This window comes from 'Nostoc azollae' 0708, from assembly GCF_000196515.1.
Classification (GTDB): Bacteria; Cyanobacteriota; Cyanobacteriia; order Cyanobacteriales; family Nostocaceae; genus Trichormus_B; species Trichormus_B azollae.
The window spans coordinates 2,740,098-2,754,754 of the sequence record NC_014248.1; the positions used below are offsets into that span (position 1 = coordinate 2,740,098).

The 14,657-nt window shown below is 38.9% G+C and carries 17 protein-coding genes, 1 tRNA gene and 3 pseudogenes; 14 read left to right on the forward strand and 7 right to left on the reverse strand.

Annotated features, from left to right (window positions below):
• Positions 1-821: 821 nt before the first annotated feature.
• From AAZO_RS12605 to AAZO_RS12625, 5 genes are all read left to right on the forward strand, one after another.
• Positions 822-1,031: a BrnT family toxin gene (locus AAZO_RS12605; protein ID WP_228371179.1), complete on the forward strand. Its 210-nt coding sequence runs from the start codon at positions 822-824 to the stop codon at positions 1,029-1,031.
• 257 nt (positions 1,032-1,288) lie between these two features.
• On the forward strand, positions 1,289-1,489 hold the full coding sequence (locus AAZO_RS12610; protein ID WP_041640302.1) for a hypothetical protein: 201 nt from the start codon (positions 1,289-1,291) through the stop codon (positions 1,487-1,489).
• 71 nt (positions 1,490-1,560) lie between these two features.
• Positions 1,561-2,238 carry a C40 family peptidase gene (locus AAZO_RS12615; protein WP_013191552.1) on the forward strand — a complete coding sequence of 226 codons (678 nt, stop codon included), beginning with the start codon at positions 1,561-1,563 and terminating at the stop codon, positions 2,236-2,238.
• Between the two features lie 99 nt (positions 2,239-2,337).
• Positions 2,338-3,327 (forward strand): glycosyltransferase family 2 protein, encoded by a 990-nt coding sequence (locus tag AAZO_RS12620; protein ID WP_013191553.1) that lies wholly within the window; start codon positions 2,338-2,340, stop codon positions 3,325-3,327.
• A gap of 47 nt (positions 3,328-3,374) precedes the next feature.
• Positions 3,375-4,604: an MFS transporter gene (locus AAZO_RS12625; RefSeq protein WP_013191554.1), complete on the forward strand. Its 1,230-nt coding sequence runs from the start codon at positions 3,375-3,377 to the stop codon at positions 4,602-4,604.
• Between the two features lie 167 nt (positions 4,605-4,771).
• Here the strand turns inward: AAZO_RS12625 and AAZO_RS12630 are convergent.
• A tRNA-Arg gene (locus AAZO_RS12630) sits at positions 4,772-4,845 on the reverse strand.
• A gap of 33 nt (positions 4,846-4,878) precedes the next feature.
• Here AAZO_RS12630 and moaC point away from each other — a divergent pair.
• Positions 4,879-5,382: pseudogene (moaC, locus tag AAZO_RS12635) on the forward strand (cyclic pyranopterin monophosphate synthase MoaC).
• A 205-nt stretch (positions 5,383-5,587) separates the two neighbouring features.
• Here moaC and AAZO_RS12640 read toward each other — a convergent pair.
• A pseudogene (locus tag AAZO_RS12640) lies at positions 5,588-5,786 on the reverse strand (DUF2795 domain-containing protein).
• 467 nt (positions 5,787-6,253) lie between these two features.
• Between AAZO_RS12640 and AAZO_RS38170 the strand changes: the two are divergent.
• The 3 genes and pseudogenes from AAZO_RS38170 to AAZO_RS42505 all read left to right on the forward strand — a co-directional run.
• Positions 6,254-6,586, forward strand: a complete 333-nt coding sequence (locus AAZO_RS38170; RefSeq protein WP_228371180.1) for a hypothetical protein — start codon at positions 6,254-6,256, stop codon at positions 6,584-6,586.
• Between the two features lie 211 nt (positions 6,587-6,797).
• Positions 6,798-7,220, forward strand: a complete 423-nt coding sequence (locus tag AAZO_RS38175) for a hypothetical protein (RefSeq protein WP_228371181.1) — start codon at positions 6,798-6,800, stop codon at positions 7,218-7,220.
• Between the two features lie 397 nt (positions 7,221-7,617).
• Positions 7,618-7,869 (forward strand): annotated as a pseudogene (locus AAZO_RS42505) (response regulator); the annotation flags it as partial.
• A 169-nt stretch (positions 7,870-8,038) separates the two neighbouring features.
• Here the strand turns inward: AAZO_RS42505 and AAZO_RS12655 are convergent.
• Positions 8,039-8,332: a hypothetical protein gene (locus tag AAZO_RS12655; RefSeq protein ID WP_013191558.1), complete on the reverse strand. Its 294-nt coding sequence runs from the start codon at positions 8,330-8,332 to the stop codon at positions 8,039-8,041.
• Between the two features lie 15 nt (positions 8,333-8,347).
• Positions 8,348-8,626, reverse strand: a complete 279-nt coding sequence (locus tag AAZO_RS38180) for a hypothetical protein (RefSeq protein WP_081462777.1) — start codon at positions 8,624-8,626, stop codon at positions 8,348-8,350.
• A 425-nt stretch (positions 8,627-9,051) separates the two neighbouring features.
• On the opposite strand from AAZO_RS38180, the gene AAZO_RS12665 reads away from it, so the two are divergent.
• From AAZO_RS12665 to AAZO_RS12675, 3 genes are all read left to right on the forward strand, one after another.
• Positions 9,052-9,309: a hypothetical protein gene (locus tag AAZO_RS12665; RefSeq protein ID WP_013191559.1), complete on the forward strand. Its 258-nt coding sequence runs from the start codon at positions 9,052-9,054 to the stop codon at positions 9,307-9,309.
• Between the two features lie 114 nt (positions 9,310-9,423).
• The gene (locus AAZO_RS12670) at positions 9,424-9,726 is read left to right on the forward strand and encodes a DUF3181 family protein (RefSeq protein ID WP_013191560.1); all 303 of its coding nucleotides are present in this window, start codon (positions 9,424-9,426) and stop codon (positions 9,724-9,726) included.
• Between the two features lie 104 nt (positions 9,727-9,830).
• Complete coding sequence (locus AAZO_RS12675) at positions 9,831-10,049, forward strand: hypothetical protein (RefSeq protein WP_013191561.1); 219 nt, start codon at positions 9,831-9,833, stop codon at positions 10,047-10,049.
• Positions 10,050-10,099: 50 nt separating this feature from the next.
• Here the strand turns inward: AAZO_RS12675 and AAZO_RS12680 are convergent, their stop codons facing one another.
• Positions 10,100-10,564: an ABA4-like family protein gene (locus tag AAZO_RS12680; RefSeq protein WP_041640312.1), complete on the reverse strand. Its 465-nt coding sequence runs from the start codon at positions 10,562-10,564 to the stop codon at positions 10,100-10,102.
• A gap of 3 nt (positions 10,565-10,567) precedes the next feature.
• Complete coding sequence (cobW, locus tag AAZO_RS12685; RefSeq protein ID WP_013191563.1) at positions 10,568-11,617, reverse strand: cobalamin biosynthesis protein CobW; 1,050 nt, start codon at positions 11,615-11,617, stop codon at positions 10,568-10,570.
• A 147-nt stretch (positions 11,618-11,764) separates the two neighbouring features.
• On the opposite strand from cobW, the gene AAZO_RS12690 reads away from it, so the two are divergent.
• On the forward strand, positions 11,765-11,983 hold the full coding sequence (locus tag AAZO_RS12690; protein WP_013191564.1) for a hypothetical protein: 219 nt from the start codon (positions 11,765-11,767) through the stop codon (positions 11,981-11,983).
• Positions 11,984-12,258: 275 nt separating this feature from the next.
• Here the strand turns inward: AAZO_RS12690 and AAZO_RS12695 are convergent, their stop codons facing one another.
• On the reverse strand, positions 12,259-13,860 hold the full coding sequence (locus tag AAZO_RS12695; RefSeq protein ID WP_013191565.1) for a serine/threonine-protein kinase: 1,602 nt from the start codon (positions 13,858-13,860) through the stop codon (positions 12,259-12,261).
• Positions 13,861-14,383: 523 nt separating this feature from the next.
• Here AAZO_RS12695 and AAZO_RS30250 point away from each other — a divergent pair.
• Complete coding sequence (locus AAZO_RS30250; RefSeq protein ID WP_338026846.1) at positions 14,384-14,557, forward strand: metallothionein; 174 nt, start codon at positions 14,384-14,386, stop codon at positions 14,555-14,557.
• Positions 14,558-14,657: the final 100 nt, after the last annotated feature.

The window sequence follows — 14,657 nt, forward strand, 5'->3', positions numbered from 1 at the left end:
GAATTAATTTTATGTTAAACTAAGGGTTTTGCCTTGTTTTAGCCAAAAGTTAGAGTTACATGGTTATATCTAAATTAGAGATCGCAAAGAACACCAAAAATATCTAAAATCTAAACCCCTTTATCATACTACAGAAACAATTTTGCAAGAGGTCTAATATATCAATGAACATGGATCTTGGTTTGATATTAATCCCATTTTACAAGAATCACCAAAATTTAGGTGATGAATAATCAACACCAATGAAATAATTTAGATTTTCATAATCAGGGTAATTGCCAAACATTAAATAATATCCTCGACGATATCAAAGAACGCAACCAATTTAAAGGACATCAGGATACAGTCAATAGTGCGAGTTTCAGCCCCGACGGCAAACTATCGCTACCGCATCCAATGACAAAACAGCGCGGTTGTGTGTGGCCTGTGCGGAATTTAGACTGATGACTTGTGGATGGTTGTGATTGGTTGAAGTATTATTTGCAGAATCCTAATGTGGGTTTGAAAGAGGAGGATAAGCTGTTGTGTGATGATGTCACGGGTGGTTTCTGAATCAGGATTGACAGCAATATCTACCCTAAACTAAGTACATAAGAGAACGCCACAAAAAGAAATACCCAATGTCATTCTGTTACCGCAGCGTGGCGTAAGCCATACGGAACGAAGTGTAGTGAAGACTCTCTAATATGCTTACTTCTAGTTTAATACATTTTACTACATATGGCTTATAACACACTCCGCATTTACGCAGTGTCCCTAAAGGATACAGCATGACAAGACAGGATCATTTATTTTGTGGCTTACTCTAAACGGAATTGTCCATGGAATTTAAGTGGAATCCAAACAAAGCGGAGTTAAACTTTGATAAGCATGGTGTTTCCTTCCAAGAAGCCGCAACAATTTTTAATGACCCCTTATCTATCAGTTTTCCCAGTTTTCCTCATCCTGACCACTCCATTGGGGAAAGTCGCTACGTTATTATTGGCATATCCAGATTTGGAAAAATTTTAGTTGTTGCCCACACTGATTGAGGAGACAAGATGAGAATTATCTCTGCTCCAAAAGCCACCCAACTGGAGAGAAAGTTTTATGAAGAAGGGAATTGAGAACTACATCCTGAGTATGACGTCTCTCAAATGCAGGGAGGTGTTAGAGGATGTTTTAACACTCCTTGATTATGTTATGTATCAAAAATCTTGAGATACCCCCTAGCTCCCTTTCTAAGGGGGGGAAAGATCCTCAAAGTTCCTCTTTTTAAGGGGGATTTCGGAGCATATACTAGTGCTGGATACCACGCGAAAAAGTTTTCAAACACCCTCTTAGAGGCAAATATGTTGAGCGATATCGTAGAGGAACAACTCTAGTACTTTTAGATACCAATATGACCCAAGCTTTTCCCAATGATGAAGTAGTGAATGAGGCATTGAGATTGTTAATTCAGATCGCCCAGTCACAGCAACCCAACACTGCAGTACAAGGGAAAGAATAGCCAAAATCACAAATAAATATGCTATATGCGGCGATACTCAATTTTTTATAAATCAATTATTTCACTAAAAGATGAGTAATCCAAAATTGGAAGAATACCAGTGTATAGCTGACATCAATTTATATGATTCTCCTGAATGTGTCGGCTTGGCAACTCAAGCTGCTGCTGGACGCAATTTACGGATAACATCAAATCATCAAGATGCAGCAGTTGAAGTTTATCTATGTGAAGATGATTATCCAGGGTGGGTTGCTGTTAATGATTTGTTCCTATTACAACCTGCTACTGTACCCTACGACGCTGCATTTTTTTCAGAATTAGACATTAAAAAACTGCTACCAGAGGTAATCGCATTTACCCAACAAGCGATGCAGCAAACAAATTATTACCTGTGGGGTGGAACAGTCGGACCAAATTATGATTGTTCTGGTTTAATACAAAGAGCCTTTGTATCCGTGGGTGTTTGGTTGCCGAGAGATGCTTATCAACAAGAAGCTTTTACTCAACCAATTGATATTAATGAATTACAAGCAGGTGATTTAATCTTTTTTGGCACTCGCCAAAAAGCCACCCACGTGGGTTTGTATTTAGGTGATGGTTTTTATATTCACAGTTCAGGAAAAGAACAAGGACATAACGGAATAGGAATTGATCAACTTTCAGAACAAGGTGATAAAGTCAGTCAGTCTTACTATAAACAATTGCGCGGTGCTGGTAGAGTTGTAAGAAGCTATGTTGGTAATTCTTAATTACCCAGATCCCCGACTTCTTACGGAAGTCGGGGATCTATATCAAGTCCTAACCCACCCTACAATGTGAAATTAACTATCAGCGATCACTAATCAGCAATGACCAATTACCAATTACCAATCACCAATCATCAATTACCAGATGTATCCGTAGTTGTACCCGTAAAAGATGAGGTCGAAAGCTTGCCTTTATTACTAGAAGCAATTTCTTCTATTTTGATTGCTATTGAGGTAAGTTATGAAATTATCTGTGTGGATGATGGTTCTACTGATTGTTCGCCGGAATTTCTCAAGGAACAGGCACAAATTCGCACTGATTTAAAAGCTGTGATTTTGCGGCGTAATTACGGACAAACTGCGGCCATGTCTGCTGGTTTTAATTATGCGACGGGGAAAGCAATTGTTACCTTAGACGCTGATTTGCAAAATGATCCGGCTGATATTCCCATGTTATTGGCAAAGTTGGATGAAGGTTATGATTTGGTGAGTGGTTGGCGGCAAAATCGCCAAGATGGGGCAGTAAATCGGTTGCTTCCTTCTAAAATTGCTAATTGGTTAATTCGTCGCACTACTAGCGTTTATATTCACGACTATGGTTGTTCTCTAAAAGCCTATCGTAGCGAATTAGTTGCAGATATGAATCTTTATGGCGAATTACACCGTTTTTTACCAGCTTTGGCATATATTGAAGGCGCAAGAATTACAGAATTGCCTGTGCGTCATCATGCGCGGCGCTTTGGCAAGAGTAAGTATGGAATTTCTCGGACTTTCCGGGTGTTGATGGATTTGTTAACTATTCTATTTATGAAAAAGTTCCTCACCCGTCCTATGCACGTTTTTGGTTTGTTAGGGTTATTGTCTATGGTTTCTGGGGGAGGAATAGGAATTTACTTAACTTTCGTAAAGTTGTTTTTCCATGCGAATATAGGTAATCGTCCTTTGCTAATTTTGGCAGTTTTGTTGCTTGTAACAGGTGTGCAGTTATTTTGCTTCGGTCTTTTGGCAGAATTGTTAATGCGTACTTATCATGAATCTCAGGGAAGGCCGATATATCGGGTGCGGGAAGTAGTGGCGAAAAATGTTAAGTAAGGTAACAATAGAAAGACAAATTACTTAACATTAAAATTTCATCTGCCGTGAAAGCTTTTGATACTTTTGACGCTAATCTGCGGCGCAACCTGCTGATATTATTTGCAGCGGGTTTATTATTCTGGTCAAGTTTAGCTTCGTTGTTGCCGACTTTACCTTTATATATTGAGTCTCTTGGGGCAAGCAAGCAACAAATTGGTGTTGTTATGGGTAGCTTTGCCATTGGGATGTTAATATTCCGCCCCCAACTAGGAATGTTGGCAGACCATCGGGGTAGAAAGATTGTGTTGCTGATTGGGATGGCAGTGGCTGCGATCACACCCTTGGGTTATTTAGTAGTAAAATCACTTCTAGCTTTAATGGTAATTCGTGCCTTTCATGGCATCAGTATTGCCGCCTTTGGTACAGCTTACATCGCCTTGGTGGGAGATTTATCACCAGAACACCGTCGCGGAGAAGTTATTGGCTATATGAGTTTAGTTAATCCTATCGGTGTGGCACTAGGTCCAGCTTTAGGTGGATATTTACAGGCAGTCGCTGGTTACACACCATTATTTATTGCCTCTGCTGTTTTAGGTAGTTTGGGCTTAATATGTATCCTGCCCATAGTCAATCCAGCAGTAGTTGAAAAACCCGTAAACACCACTGATGATGGATTTTGGCAATTACTCATCAGTCCTCGTGTGCGTGTACCTGCAATTGTGCTGCTACTGATTGGTTTGTCATTAGGTACGGTACATACTTTTATCGCCTTGTATATTAAATCAACCGGAATACATTTAAATGCCGGGTTGTTTTTTACCGCAGCTGCTATATCTAGTTTTAGTATTAGATTGTTTGCTGGTAGAGCTTCTGATAAATATGGACGCGGTTTATTTGTAACTTTCAGCCTAGTTGCTTATACTCTGGCATTGGTATTTATTTGGCAAGCCAACAACGCCTTTATTTTCTTAGTAGGAGCCGTTATTGAAGGTGCAGCTTCTGGTACTGCTATTCCCATGATTTCTGCAATGATGACAGATAGAGCCTTACCCCACGAACGGGGGCGGATATTTGGTGTATCTTTAATGGGATTTGATGTTGGACTGACTATAGCCGGACCAGTTGTGGGTTTTGTTGCTGAACAAATCGGCTATCGCAGTACGTTTGGTTTTGCCACCGGTTTAACTGTTCTAGGAATTCTGATTTTTGTGACCCAGTCGAGTCAAAATTTACCCAAGTCTCTCCGCTTTGCCTTTGGTCGTGGTGAAGATGTTTATGCCTTAAAAAGAGAATGAAGGCAGGGCAGGGCATGGGCATTGGGCACTGGGCATTGGTTAGAAGAGAAATTTTTTCCTCCTGACTCCTGATAGAGAAGCGTGGCAATAGCCAGACTCCTGAAAAATAAATTGCACAAACCCGATTACAGAGTTTGTGCAATTTATTTATTATTATTGTTCTTGAACGGGCGAGGAGGGATTCGAACCCCCGACACCGTAGTCCGTAGCCACGTGCTCTAGTCCACTGAGCTACACGCCCTTAACCAAGCCTATGATAACACATACTTCCCAAATGACGCAAGATATTTTTTCAAATTCTTCTCAACTGACTCATCTCGACCCCCAGGGAGAGGCGCAAATGGTTGATGTGTCTGGTAAAGTTGCCACTGTGCGGGAAGCTGTGGCTACTGCTAGAGTGCGGATGCTGCCAGAAACCTTCGCGGCTATTGAAGCGGGAAATGCTCCTAAAGGGGATGCTTTAGCGACTGCTAGGTTAGGGGGGATTATGGCTGCTAAACAGACCGCCAATTTAATTCCTCTCTGTCATCCCTTGCCTTTGCAAAAAATTACAGTTGATATCAAGCCAGATAAGCAACTACCTGGTTATCAAATTCATGCCACGGTGAAAACTAAAGCGGAAACTGGTGTGGAGATGGAAGCTTTAACGGTAGTTTCTCTTGGGGCTCTGACTTTGTAGGATATGGCCCAAGCTTTAGAGAAATCTATTCAAATTGAATCAATTAGTTTAGTAAGTAAGACTGGTGGTAAATCTGGAGATTATACCGATTTTGAATGATAGATTTTAGATTTTAGGTAAGCATTCAGCTAATGCCTAACGGCACGCTATGCGAACAGCAATCAGCTTTTTCAGGCTAACGCCAAAAATACCTATTTGATAATTAACCAATTTCTCAAACATTCTGACTCCTGAATTCTTACGATTTTAGGTAGGCTAATTGGTGATTGTTGAAGAAATAAACCATTACCCATTACCTGACCTACTAAATCTCACCTATAGCTTTGTTAAGTTCAGCACGATGTTCATATTCTTCATTGTCTGGTAATTGTTCTAGTAATGAGATCAGTTTTTTATCTGCTCCTTGTTCTCTAGCTGTTTCAATCAATTCTTCTTTATTTAGTGGCAGGATAGTCAACACCATTCAAATGTTTTTGGAGTTCAACTGGGTTTGCTTTAGTCATTTTCATCCACCGCTCAATATCATTACCATCTTGACAAGTGGACTGATTAACTCCCTCTATCAAAAAGATGAATAAATCTTAATTAAAGAGCATAAAAATTCATCCACTTGATTGATGTAAAAATTTGTGGGTGAAATGTGATACTTTCTCTCTTTTTCTCGGCTTTTTTGGCAGGACTTTAAAAAGAATCGCTGGTTAACCAGGATTGTCATAGCTGTTGAGACATGATACAAACAAATAAAATAAACATGATAAATGACAGTATTTATGCACCGGAATTATTTGTTTGAACAAGGTGCGGTGAAACGAGTAGAGAAAGAATAAGAGGGAAACAGAAGAATTACCTTGACAATTTCCCAATACTTTCTTTTTCTTCTCTTACATCCTACACCCTGCTGAAACCATTGATTTTTGCTATCAAAGCGTAAGTTTTAAGTGATATTTTTCAACCACGAGATGTTAAAGCTATGTCCGATCAGGGAAATAATGCAGTAGAAGCAGGACGTATATACACAGGAACAGGTGGAATTTGTGCTGAGATGTTGCGCTCAGAAATCTATCCTCCTTGGGAAAGATCGCATTTGCAAGGGGCTAATAACCTCGCGCTGCAAGCAGAGAAACTGTCCAGCTTAGAGACTGAACGTTTAGTAGCGCAACAGAGTAATCTGATTAATGTAGCTGCGCCTTACTTCCGAACACTATCACAGGCAGCTGGGACAGATCGTCATGCAGTGATGTTGACTGATCGCCAAGCTATTCTACTAGATGTAAACCGTACAAGCTTCCGAATCATTTCCTAGTCAGGGTTCCCTGCTATCAGAAGCTGTCGCTGGTGCCAATGGTATCGGGACTTCCTTAGCTGAAGAAGATTATGTAGAAATTGTAGCTGCAGAGCATTTTATTCAAGGATTTCATCCCTTCACTTGTCAAGGAATTCCCCTGCAGGACGAAAACCGCGAAATTGTAGGTATATTAAGTATCTCCGTCCGTCGTCCTGATGCTGGACAAAGGTTGAAAGAAATATTGTTGTGTGCATCCCACGGTATTGAAGCAGAATTATTGATTGGGAATTTAGAAAAACAGATTCGCCGTGTGTCAACATCAACTGTTGATGATTATCAGCCATTAGAAGAACTGCGTCAAGATATTATCCAAGAGCATCAAGCCGCACTTTTAAAACTGAAGATTAGCTCCCGGATGGTAGGTATTAAACGTTTGGATTATGCTGTTAAGCGTTTGGATTATGCAATGAAATTACTGCAACAACCAGAACAATCTATTCAAATATTCCGTCATCGTGCCAAAATTTGGCTCAATTTTGCATCATTAGAAATCGGTTTAATTCAACCTCTATCACTTACTGATAGTTTGGGCGATTTAGTAGACCTTTTAGCAAGTAAAGCTACTATTCGGAAAGTAGAAATTCTTACTTAATGGCCAGATCCAATTTCAGTAACTTGCAGATATCAGAACTCTGTTACCTAAGCTGCTACACTGTTTTATCAACTCTTTTGAAAGACCAGGTAAAGGTGGAACAGTGAAAGTTACAGTTGAGAAAATGCCCTATTCTGAATTTGCACAAGTCAGTTTTACATCTATTCCCGGATTAAATACTTCTAAATCAGAACCAATAACTGATATTTTTTCTCTACCCATAACCAAGTAAATATTTATGAATAATCAAGATTTTAAAAAGCGCCAATTGGTAATTGCAGATGATGATGATGATACTCGAGAAATGCTCTCCTTTCTGCTGCATGAATAAGGCTGGGATATCATAGAAGCAAAAGATGGTAAAGAAGCTTTATAAAAAGTAGTTAAGTATCGACTACATTTATTAATTCTAGATAATAGAATGCCAGAAATCACAGGAGTTGAAGTTTACCAATATCTTCAAAAACAAGGCATCAATTTAGCTATTGTATTCCCTACTGCTTATGGCTATCCAGAAGATTTAGTTTTATCTTTGGGTATTTCCCATTGGGTAACTAAACCATACGACATTTTAAAGTTACTGCACACAATAGAGTCTGCTTACGCTAATTTATTTTCTACTGAGGTAGAAATTTTCAGATCAGTTTAGTGACAGGAACAAGGAATTAACAGCAGATGAACGCAGATGGACGCAGATAAATTTGGTATCCCCTGAATACTTCGGGGGAAGAAGTTATTCAGGCATCCATGAGCAACCAAAAGGGTTGAGAGCAGATTTTTCGTAAACAATAGTCGCCAAACAGGGAATATTCCCAACCTTAGAAATGCACTGCTGCTTCCATAATCCGAGTCCGTTTTTGTGAACCCAGTTTAGGCAGATGTGTATCCAGTAGGGTATGAAACTCTGCCTCACTCAACACAGTTTCTTGAGGTAATACTTGGAGAGCATTTTTCCATTTAGTTGGTAGTTGAAAATGCTCCAGCAAGTCAATATCCTCTAAGAACTCTAACAACTTGCCTTGGGTCATGTTGCCCCCATAGTACAAGCTGATAATCAAGGTTTTTATTCCTAGACCGAATTCTCCCTCATAACCCCAAGGAGGTTCTGCCAAATAGGTTTTTCCTTCTCATAGTGAGTAGTATTTCTCTTTCCGGAATAGTACGTTATCGGTTGCCAGGATGATGTCTTGGATGATTACTTCTTCATACCCTTTGAACTGCGCCTCTGCTGGCAGTAATTCTTGGGGATATTCTAGTATTTCTTCTCTGTCTATTTTAGTCCAAGCCTTCTTACTGCCTTTGTTGTCCTTTTTTGGCGTTTGTCGCTCTTTCTCCGATGAGTGATTGCTTGTGAAGCCTTTTTGATTCTTGGCTTTTATCTCTGGCTGACCCTTTTCTCCCTTCAATCAGTTGTTTTCATCTCTTAACCCTTAATTTTCTGCCCGTAATTCTTTAACTTCTGATTGTAACTGCTCTATTAGATTCAGTCATATCTCTACTTTCTGACCCATGGATTTCTCTGCAATTCCTTTTCGCTCAATGCTTTGGAGCAACTCTGTTTGTGATAAGTCTTTTGCTAAAATTTTTTGCCTCATGTCTCATATTTTATAACGCCCTGTGTCCCACCCTCAACTTTTTCTTTTTTTCTCTTACCCCTACTTATTCCGCCGATACTAAATTTGTATCTCCGCAGACTAGGAAATGGAGAGTTTTTGTGTATTTTTCGTGAAATTACGAATTATTTTAATTCCCGGCAGGAGTTGACCCAAAAAACCTTAAAATGGGTAAAGTGTATTAACATCTGTAAGAAATTCACAAATATTAATTATTTATGCCTCCTCGTTGGCCTCGCAAACCAGATCGCAAAGATCCAGATTTCCGCAAATTAGATGACCGCATGAATTTTGCCTTCCATGTAGCTGTTGCTGCTACTGTCAATTCTGGGTTATGGTTTTTCCACATCTTGAAAACCACATCTTGGGAATGGTTAACACCATTAACTCTAGGCTGGGTAGGAGTAATATTGTTGCATCTAATTTATATTGGTGCAATCGCTAATTACGACCAAACACCACCTAAATCAACCTGAAGAGAGATTACTCAAGCTAGGGCAATTTTAACCTGTGGGAGTAGAGACAAATTACCCAATTAACAGATAAAATGGAGTAAGCTAAAAGTTCCATTCTCACTTAAATATAGGGTTATGGCTAAAACTAATACCACAGAATTACTAGAAGCCCTAGCAGCAGAAATTGGCGAAAATATCTATATAGATATAGCTAAGTGGCATTTATATCTAGCTGATGCCAAACTTCATAATGTAGTGGCAGAAAAATTGTATCCTTTGATTACCGACAGAAAAGTCAACGAAAACCGAGTCATTCAAATATTAGAATCTATTCCCGTCAAAATTGGTGGTGGTAGAAAAGAACTAGCATTAATTGATTTACTACCTCTGCAATGCCAAGTAAACCTAGTAGATATTCTCGAAAAATACCAAAGATAATTCTAACTTCTCCTCCCTCTTCCTCCACGTTTACCTCCGCGTACCTCTGCGGTTAAAAAACACACATTAACACCAGACCAAATAATAAATGGAGGGTTTTGTATATGTTTTTACAACTCAAAAATAGCAGCGATTTAGTGAGAATTATGGATCTCCAAGAATTGATAGATCCAAATCGAGACATTATCCACGCCAAAGACCAAGAAGGAGAAGAAGAACAGGAAACAGACCTCTATAAAAAAGAACAGTTAGTATTTCCATCCGGTGAAGAATTACCACGCTGCTGGCTAGATGCCAACTATAGAATAGCCCAGATGGCATAAGTCATTAGATATTTTAGGGGTAAAGGGCAATGCTTTACCCCTATCTAAATTTAATTAACAGCAGCTTTTCCTTCTGGTGTCAAACCTTCACAACCTTTAGAAAAGGCTTTAAAAATACAAGAAGTGAAAATATGAGAGAGTATACCTATTGGACCTGAAAACAAACATAAAGCCAAAGAATGAATTGTCCAAATCCCTGTTTTTTGTCCTTCCCAATATATCCACCGACCAACAAATAAATCCATTACGAGAAAATGAATCCAACCTGTAGCAGCGGCTGTTTCATTACTAAAAAACTTAGCTATATCCGCTAATTGAGGATTTGATAAAGCTGCAGCATTTTCTGGGGTAATGCTGGTGACAAATAAATACACATAAGCAGCACCTAAAACCACAAAAGGTTGATAAGATTCCATTACCTTGCGAGTAACTTTCCAGTTCGGTAATAAAATCATTAATGCCCAAAAAGGCAAAACGAAAAGATTTGCACTGTTAAATAAACCTGTCATATTAATACTTTACAAAGCAACAAGTTGAGATTCTATTTCTGAAGATTGTAAATCACGACCGATAAAAACTAAACTGGTTTTTTTTGCTTCTTCTGGCTTCCAAGGACGGTCATAAAATTGATCAAATCTTCTCCCTACACCTTGCATAACTAACCTCATGGGTTTATTTGTAACGGCAACAAAACCTTTAATTCTGTAAATTTCTTGTTCTTGTGCCAGTTTTTCTAATATTGATTGCAACTTTTCTGGGTCAAAAGTGCGGTCTAAAATGACATGAGTTGAGTTAATTTCATCATCATGATCATGGTCTTCTTCTGTGTCATGATGACTAGGACGAAAATCTAAATTATCTTCAACTGCGGACTCAAATCCTAATAGTATGGATGCGTCTAGTTTACCATAATCACTAGAGACAATTTTTACTTCTCTGGGTAATTCATTTTTGACTAATTCAATTACTTGCGCTTGTGTTGCACCATCCACTAAATCGGTTTTATTCAAAATTACCAAATCTGCACAAGCAAGTTGGTCTTCAAATAATTCTTGCAATGGTGTTTCATGTTCTAGGTTATCATTTTCTTGCCGTTGTGCAGCGATCGCATCTAAATCACTGGCAAATGTTCCCGCAGCCACCGCAGCACAATCTACAACTGTAATCACTGCATCTACTGTAGCTGCATTGCGAATTTCCTGCCAACGAAAAGCTTTAACTAAAGGTTTTGGTAAAGCTAACCCAGAGGTTTCAATAATAATACAATCAATACTATCTCGGCGTTTAATTAACTCCCGCATTGTCGGGTAAAATTCCTCTTGGACGGTGCAGCATAAACAGCCGTTTGTGAGTTCAAATATATTATTTTCTGGATTTTCTTCTGTTTCATCTTCCGGGCAAATTTGACAGGATTTTAATAATTCTCCATCTATACCCAGTTCGCCAAATTCGTTGACTAATACTGCTATGCGTCGTCCTTGCTTGTTTTGGAGGAGGTGACGGATGAGGCTGGTTTTACCGCTTCCTAAGAAGCCTGTGATTACTGTAACGGGAATTTTTGTAGCCATGTTTGCTGTGTAGTTTTATTAATTAATAATACATCATTATGCCCCAGAATAATTAATTGCTCCGTTTCTACTAGAAGAATACAAAATCAAGTAAAACATTAATCCTATAAATTTGCACTTTATTGCGTATATTTAAGTTTTATTAAAATGCTTCTATATTTAGTTGGTGCTAAAGCATCTGGTACTAAAGCTCGTCCTGTCTTCACCTGGACTAATGCCAAATATCAATATCGAGTTTCCTGGCAAACTGTCGAACCTAATGTGGTTCGATTACAGGTAATAAACCCTGCAGAACAGTTGATTTTAAATGAACTTCTCATTCGTCAACCTGGTGAATTTGAATATCCTAATACCACTAAATGTTAGAACATATTAAGAATGACTCAAAACTATCATAATTAGACCCCTGAAAAGGTTCAGATAACCTGAAAATTTTTACCCTAACTAAATAAAATAAGGTAAATTTTGCAAAAGTTTCGGCGATCGCAAGGAAAGTTCCCGTAGATAAAATTCTGAATCTCCCAGAGATGAAAGTGTTAGAAGTTTTTTATATAAATAGCAGAAAATGACAAGGCCTGCCATTATTTCATTGTCAGTATCATCTAAATCAGATTTATTCAAAATCACCAAATCAGCCAGTTTTATAGAAACCCGCGTTTGCCATTGGGACGTACTGTTAGCCAATTAATCTTTGCTAATGCCAGTTGTTCGTCAGTAACTTTTGCTCCTGTAAGATTAGCACCACACAAATTAGTTCCCCGGAGATTAGCCTGACTTATATAAGCATAACTGAGATCAGCTCCTCTTAAGTCTGCTCCTTCTAAATCAGCATGGCTTAAGTAAGCTTTTGTCAAATTAGCATCTCTTAAGTTTGTTTGCATTAAACTAGCTCTACCAAAGTCCGTATTTTCAAGATTAGCACCTTGGAGGTTGGTTTTTCTTAATTGAGCGGAATGGAAATTAGTTCCCGATAAGTCTGCACCTTCTAAGTTCAAAAGACTGATATTGAAACAGGCAAAATCCCTTCTGCCTTTTAAGTATGCTTTGAGGAGAGTTTCGGAATTTAATCGGCGATTAATTTGAGAACCACTGAGATCGCTGTTAGCTGCACTGGACGGTTTAGATATCAACTGCTTGTTCTGGTTTCGTCCAGCCCGCAATCCAGATGTTTCTGGTGATTTAGCTCTTCTAGCACGAATGGCAGCTGCTAGCTGTGCCACACCATCATTGCTACCGGAAGTAGGATTACTCGACAAATTACCAGGATTTTCTGGTCGATTCTGTATTTTATCTCTACTATCAGTTTCAGTTTTTACAATTAGTCCTTTGGCTAAACTGTCTAGATATGGTTCCATACCCATCGCCCTGAGTACATCTGAAGCTGACTGGTAACGATTGCGGATTGAAACCTCCAACATTTTCTTTAAAACAGTGGTTAAATGGCCGCTCATATTTACCATCTGTTCCCACATCATTTCACCTGTTGTGGGATTGTATGGAATGTCTTTGGGAGTTTTCCCTGTCAGTAGATAAATGCACGTCACTCCTAGTGCGTATATATCACTAGAGTAAACTGGACGCATGGCCATTTGCTCTGGAGGGGCAAAACCAGGAGTACCAATCGCGTAAGCTGTTAATGCCGTTTGTCCCGATTGGTTAGGCGGAATTTGGCTGACTTGGTTTTTGACAGCGCCAAAATCAATTAATACTAGTCTGGCATCTTGAGTGCGGCGAATTAAGTTAGCTGGTTTGATATCACGATGAATTACCTTGAGGTCATGAATGTATTGCAGTAATGGCAAAATCTCTGTTAAGAACTGTTTCACTCCAGCTTCGCTATAAAATCCGGTTTTTTTCACTTCTTGTTGGAGAGTAGCACCACTGATATATTCCTGAACTAAATAAAATTGTGTTTCTTCTTCAAAATAGTCTAATAACCTTGGGATGTGGGGATGATTACCAATCTTACCTAGTGTTTTAGCTTCTCTCTCAAACAGATCCCGTGCCATTTGTAATATGTGTGGGGCTGTTCCTGACGGACGGAGTTGCTTGATTACACAACAAGGTTCTCCTGGTAGGACTTCATCTACGGCTACAAAGGTAGCTCCAAAGCCCCCTTGACCTAACCGTTTAATAATCTGATAGCGATCGCGCAATAGTAATGGTGAGCCACAAGAATTACACCTCTGGCTAGATGACAAATTTTTGGGATGGGCACAGGTAGGATTGAAGCAGTAGCTCATGCACTGTTAACTCGCTGCACGAAGGATAAGGGAAAAATTAGACTCTCATTACATTATTGAGAGTAAATCCTAACTTTGTCAGGCAATTTTTGTGGAAATGTTGTTAAAGAGTTTCTAAAGTTATACGGATGATAATTCAAGTTATAGTAAACCTAGCGAAATTAACTTCGCTTTGAACCAAAGTTGTTGTCTTAACTATTATCTCATTAAAATCATGCTGTAGTAGCTGCTTTTGTTAAGTGATATTGCTGAAAGATCGATTGTATGTTATACAAACCAATTATGAAATTAGTATTGCTATCACTTAAGTATCTCATACTGCTCAGTTAACCATCTCAAAATTGTTAGTTGGTTTGGGAAAAGCTTCATGGGTAAGGATTGCTTTTACAGCAAATTGCAGATCAATGAGGTACAGAATCTAAATTCAAACCTAGACAGCAAGAGAATTTTACTCCTGACTCCTGACTCCTGCTATATCTGATTACGGTTAATTTTAATTTTAGGAAAGCATGAATAATTGTTCATGTGTTATATTTTTATCTCCAATCAAAAAATGGAGAAATTTATGACAATTGTTCATCACATGAAATGCGCTTGTCATCGTTGTTTATGTGTAGTTTCTCTAGAAAACGCTATCCGCAAAGATGGTAAATACTATTGCTTTGATGGCTGTGCTGAAGGGCATGAAAGGCCGTAGTCATAATGGATGTGGCTGTTAAGGAAAAGGAAAAGGGGAACTTAGCAGTCTGTCAACCTAAAAATGACGGGTGAAGGGGAGCAGGGGAAGAATAGAAATG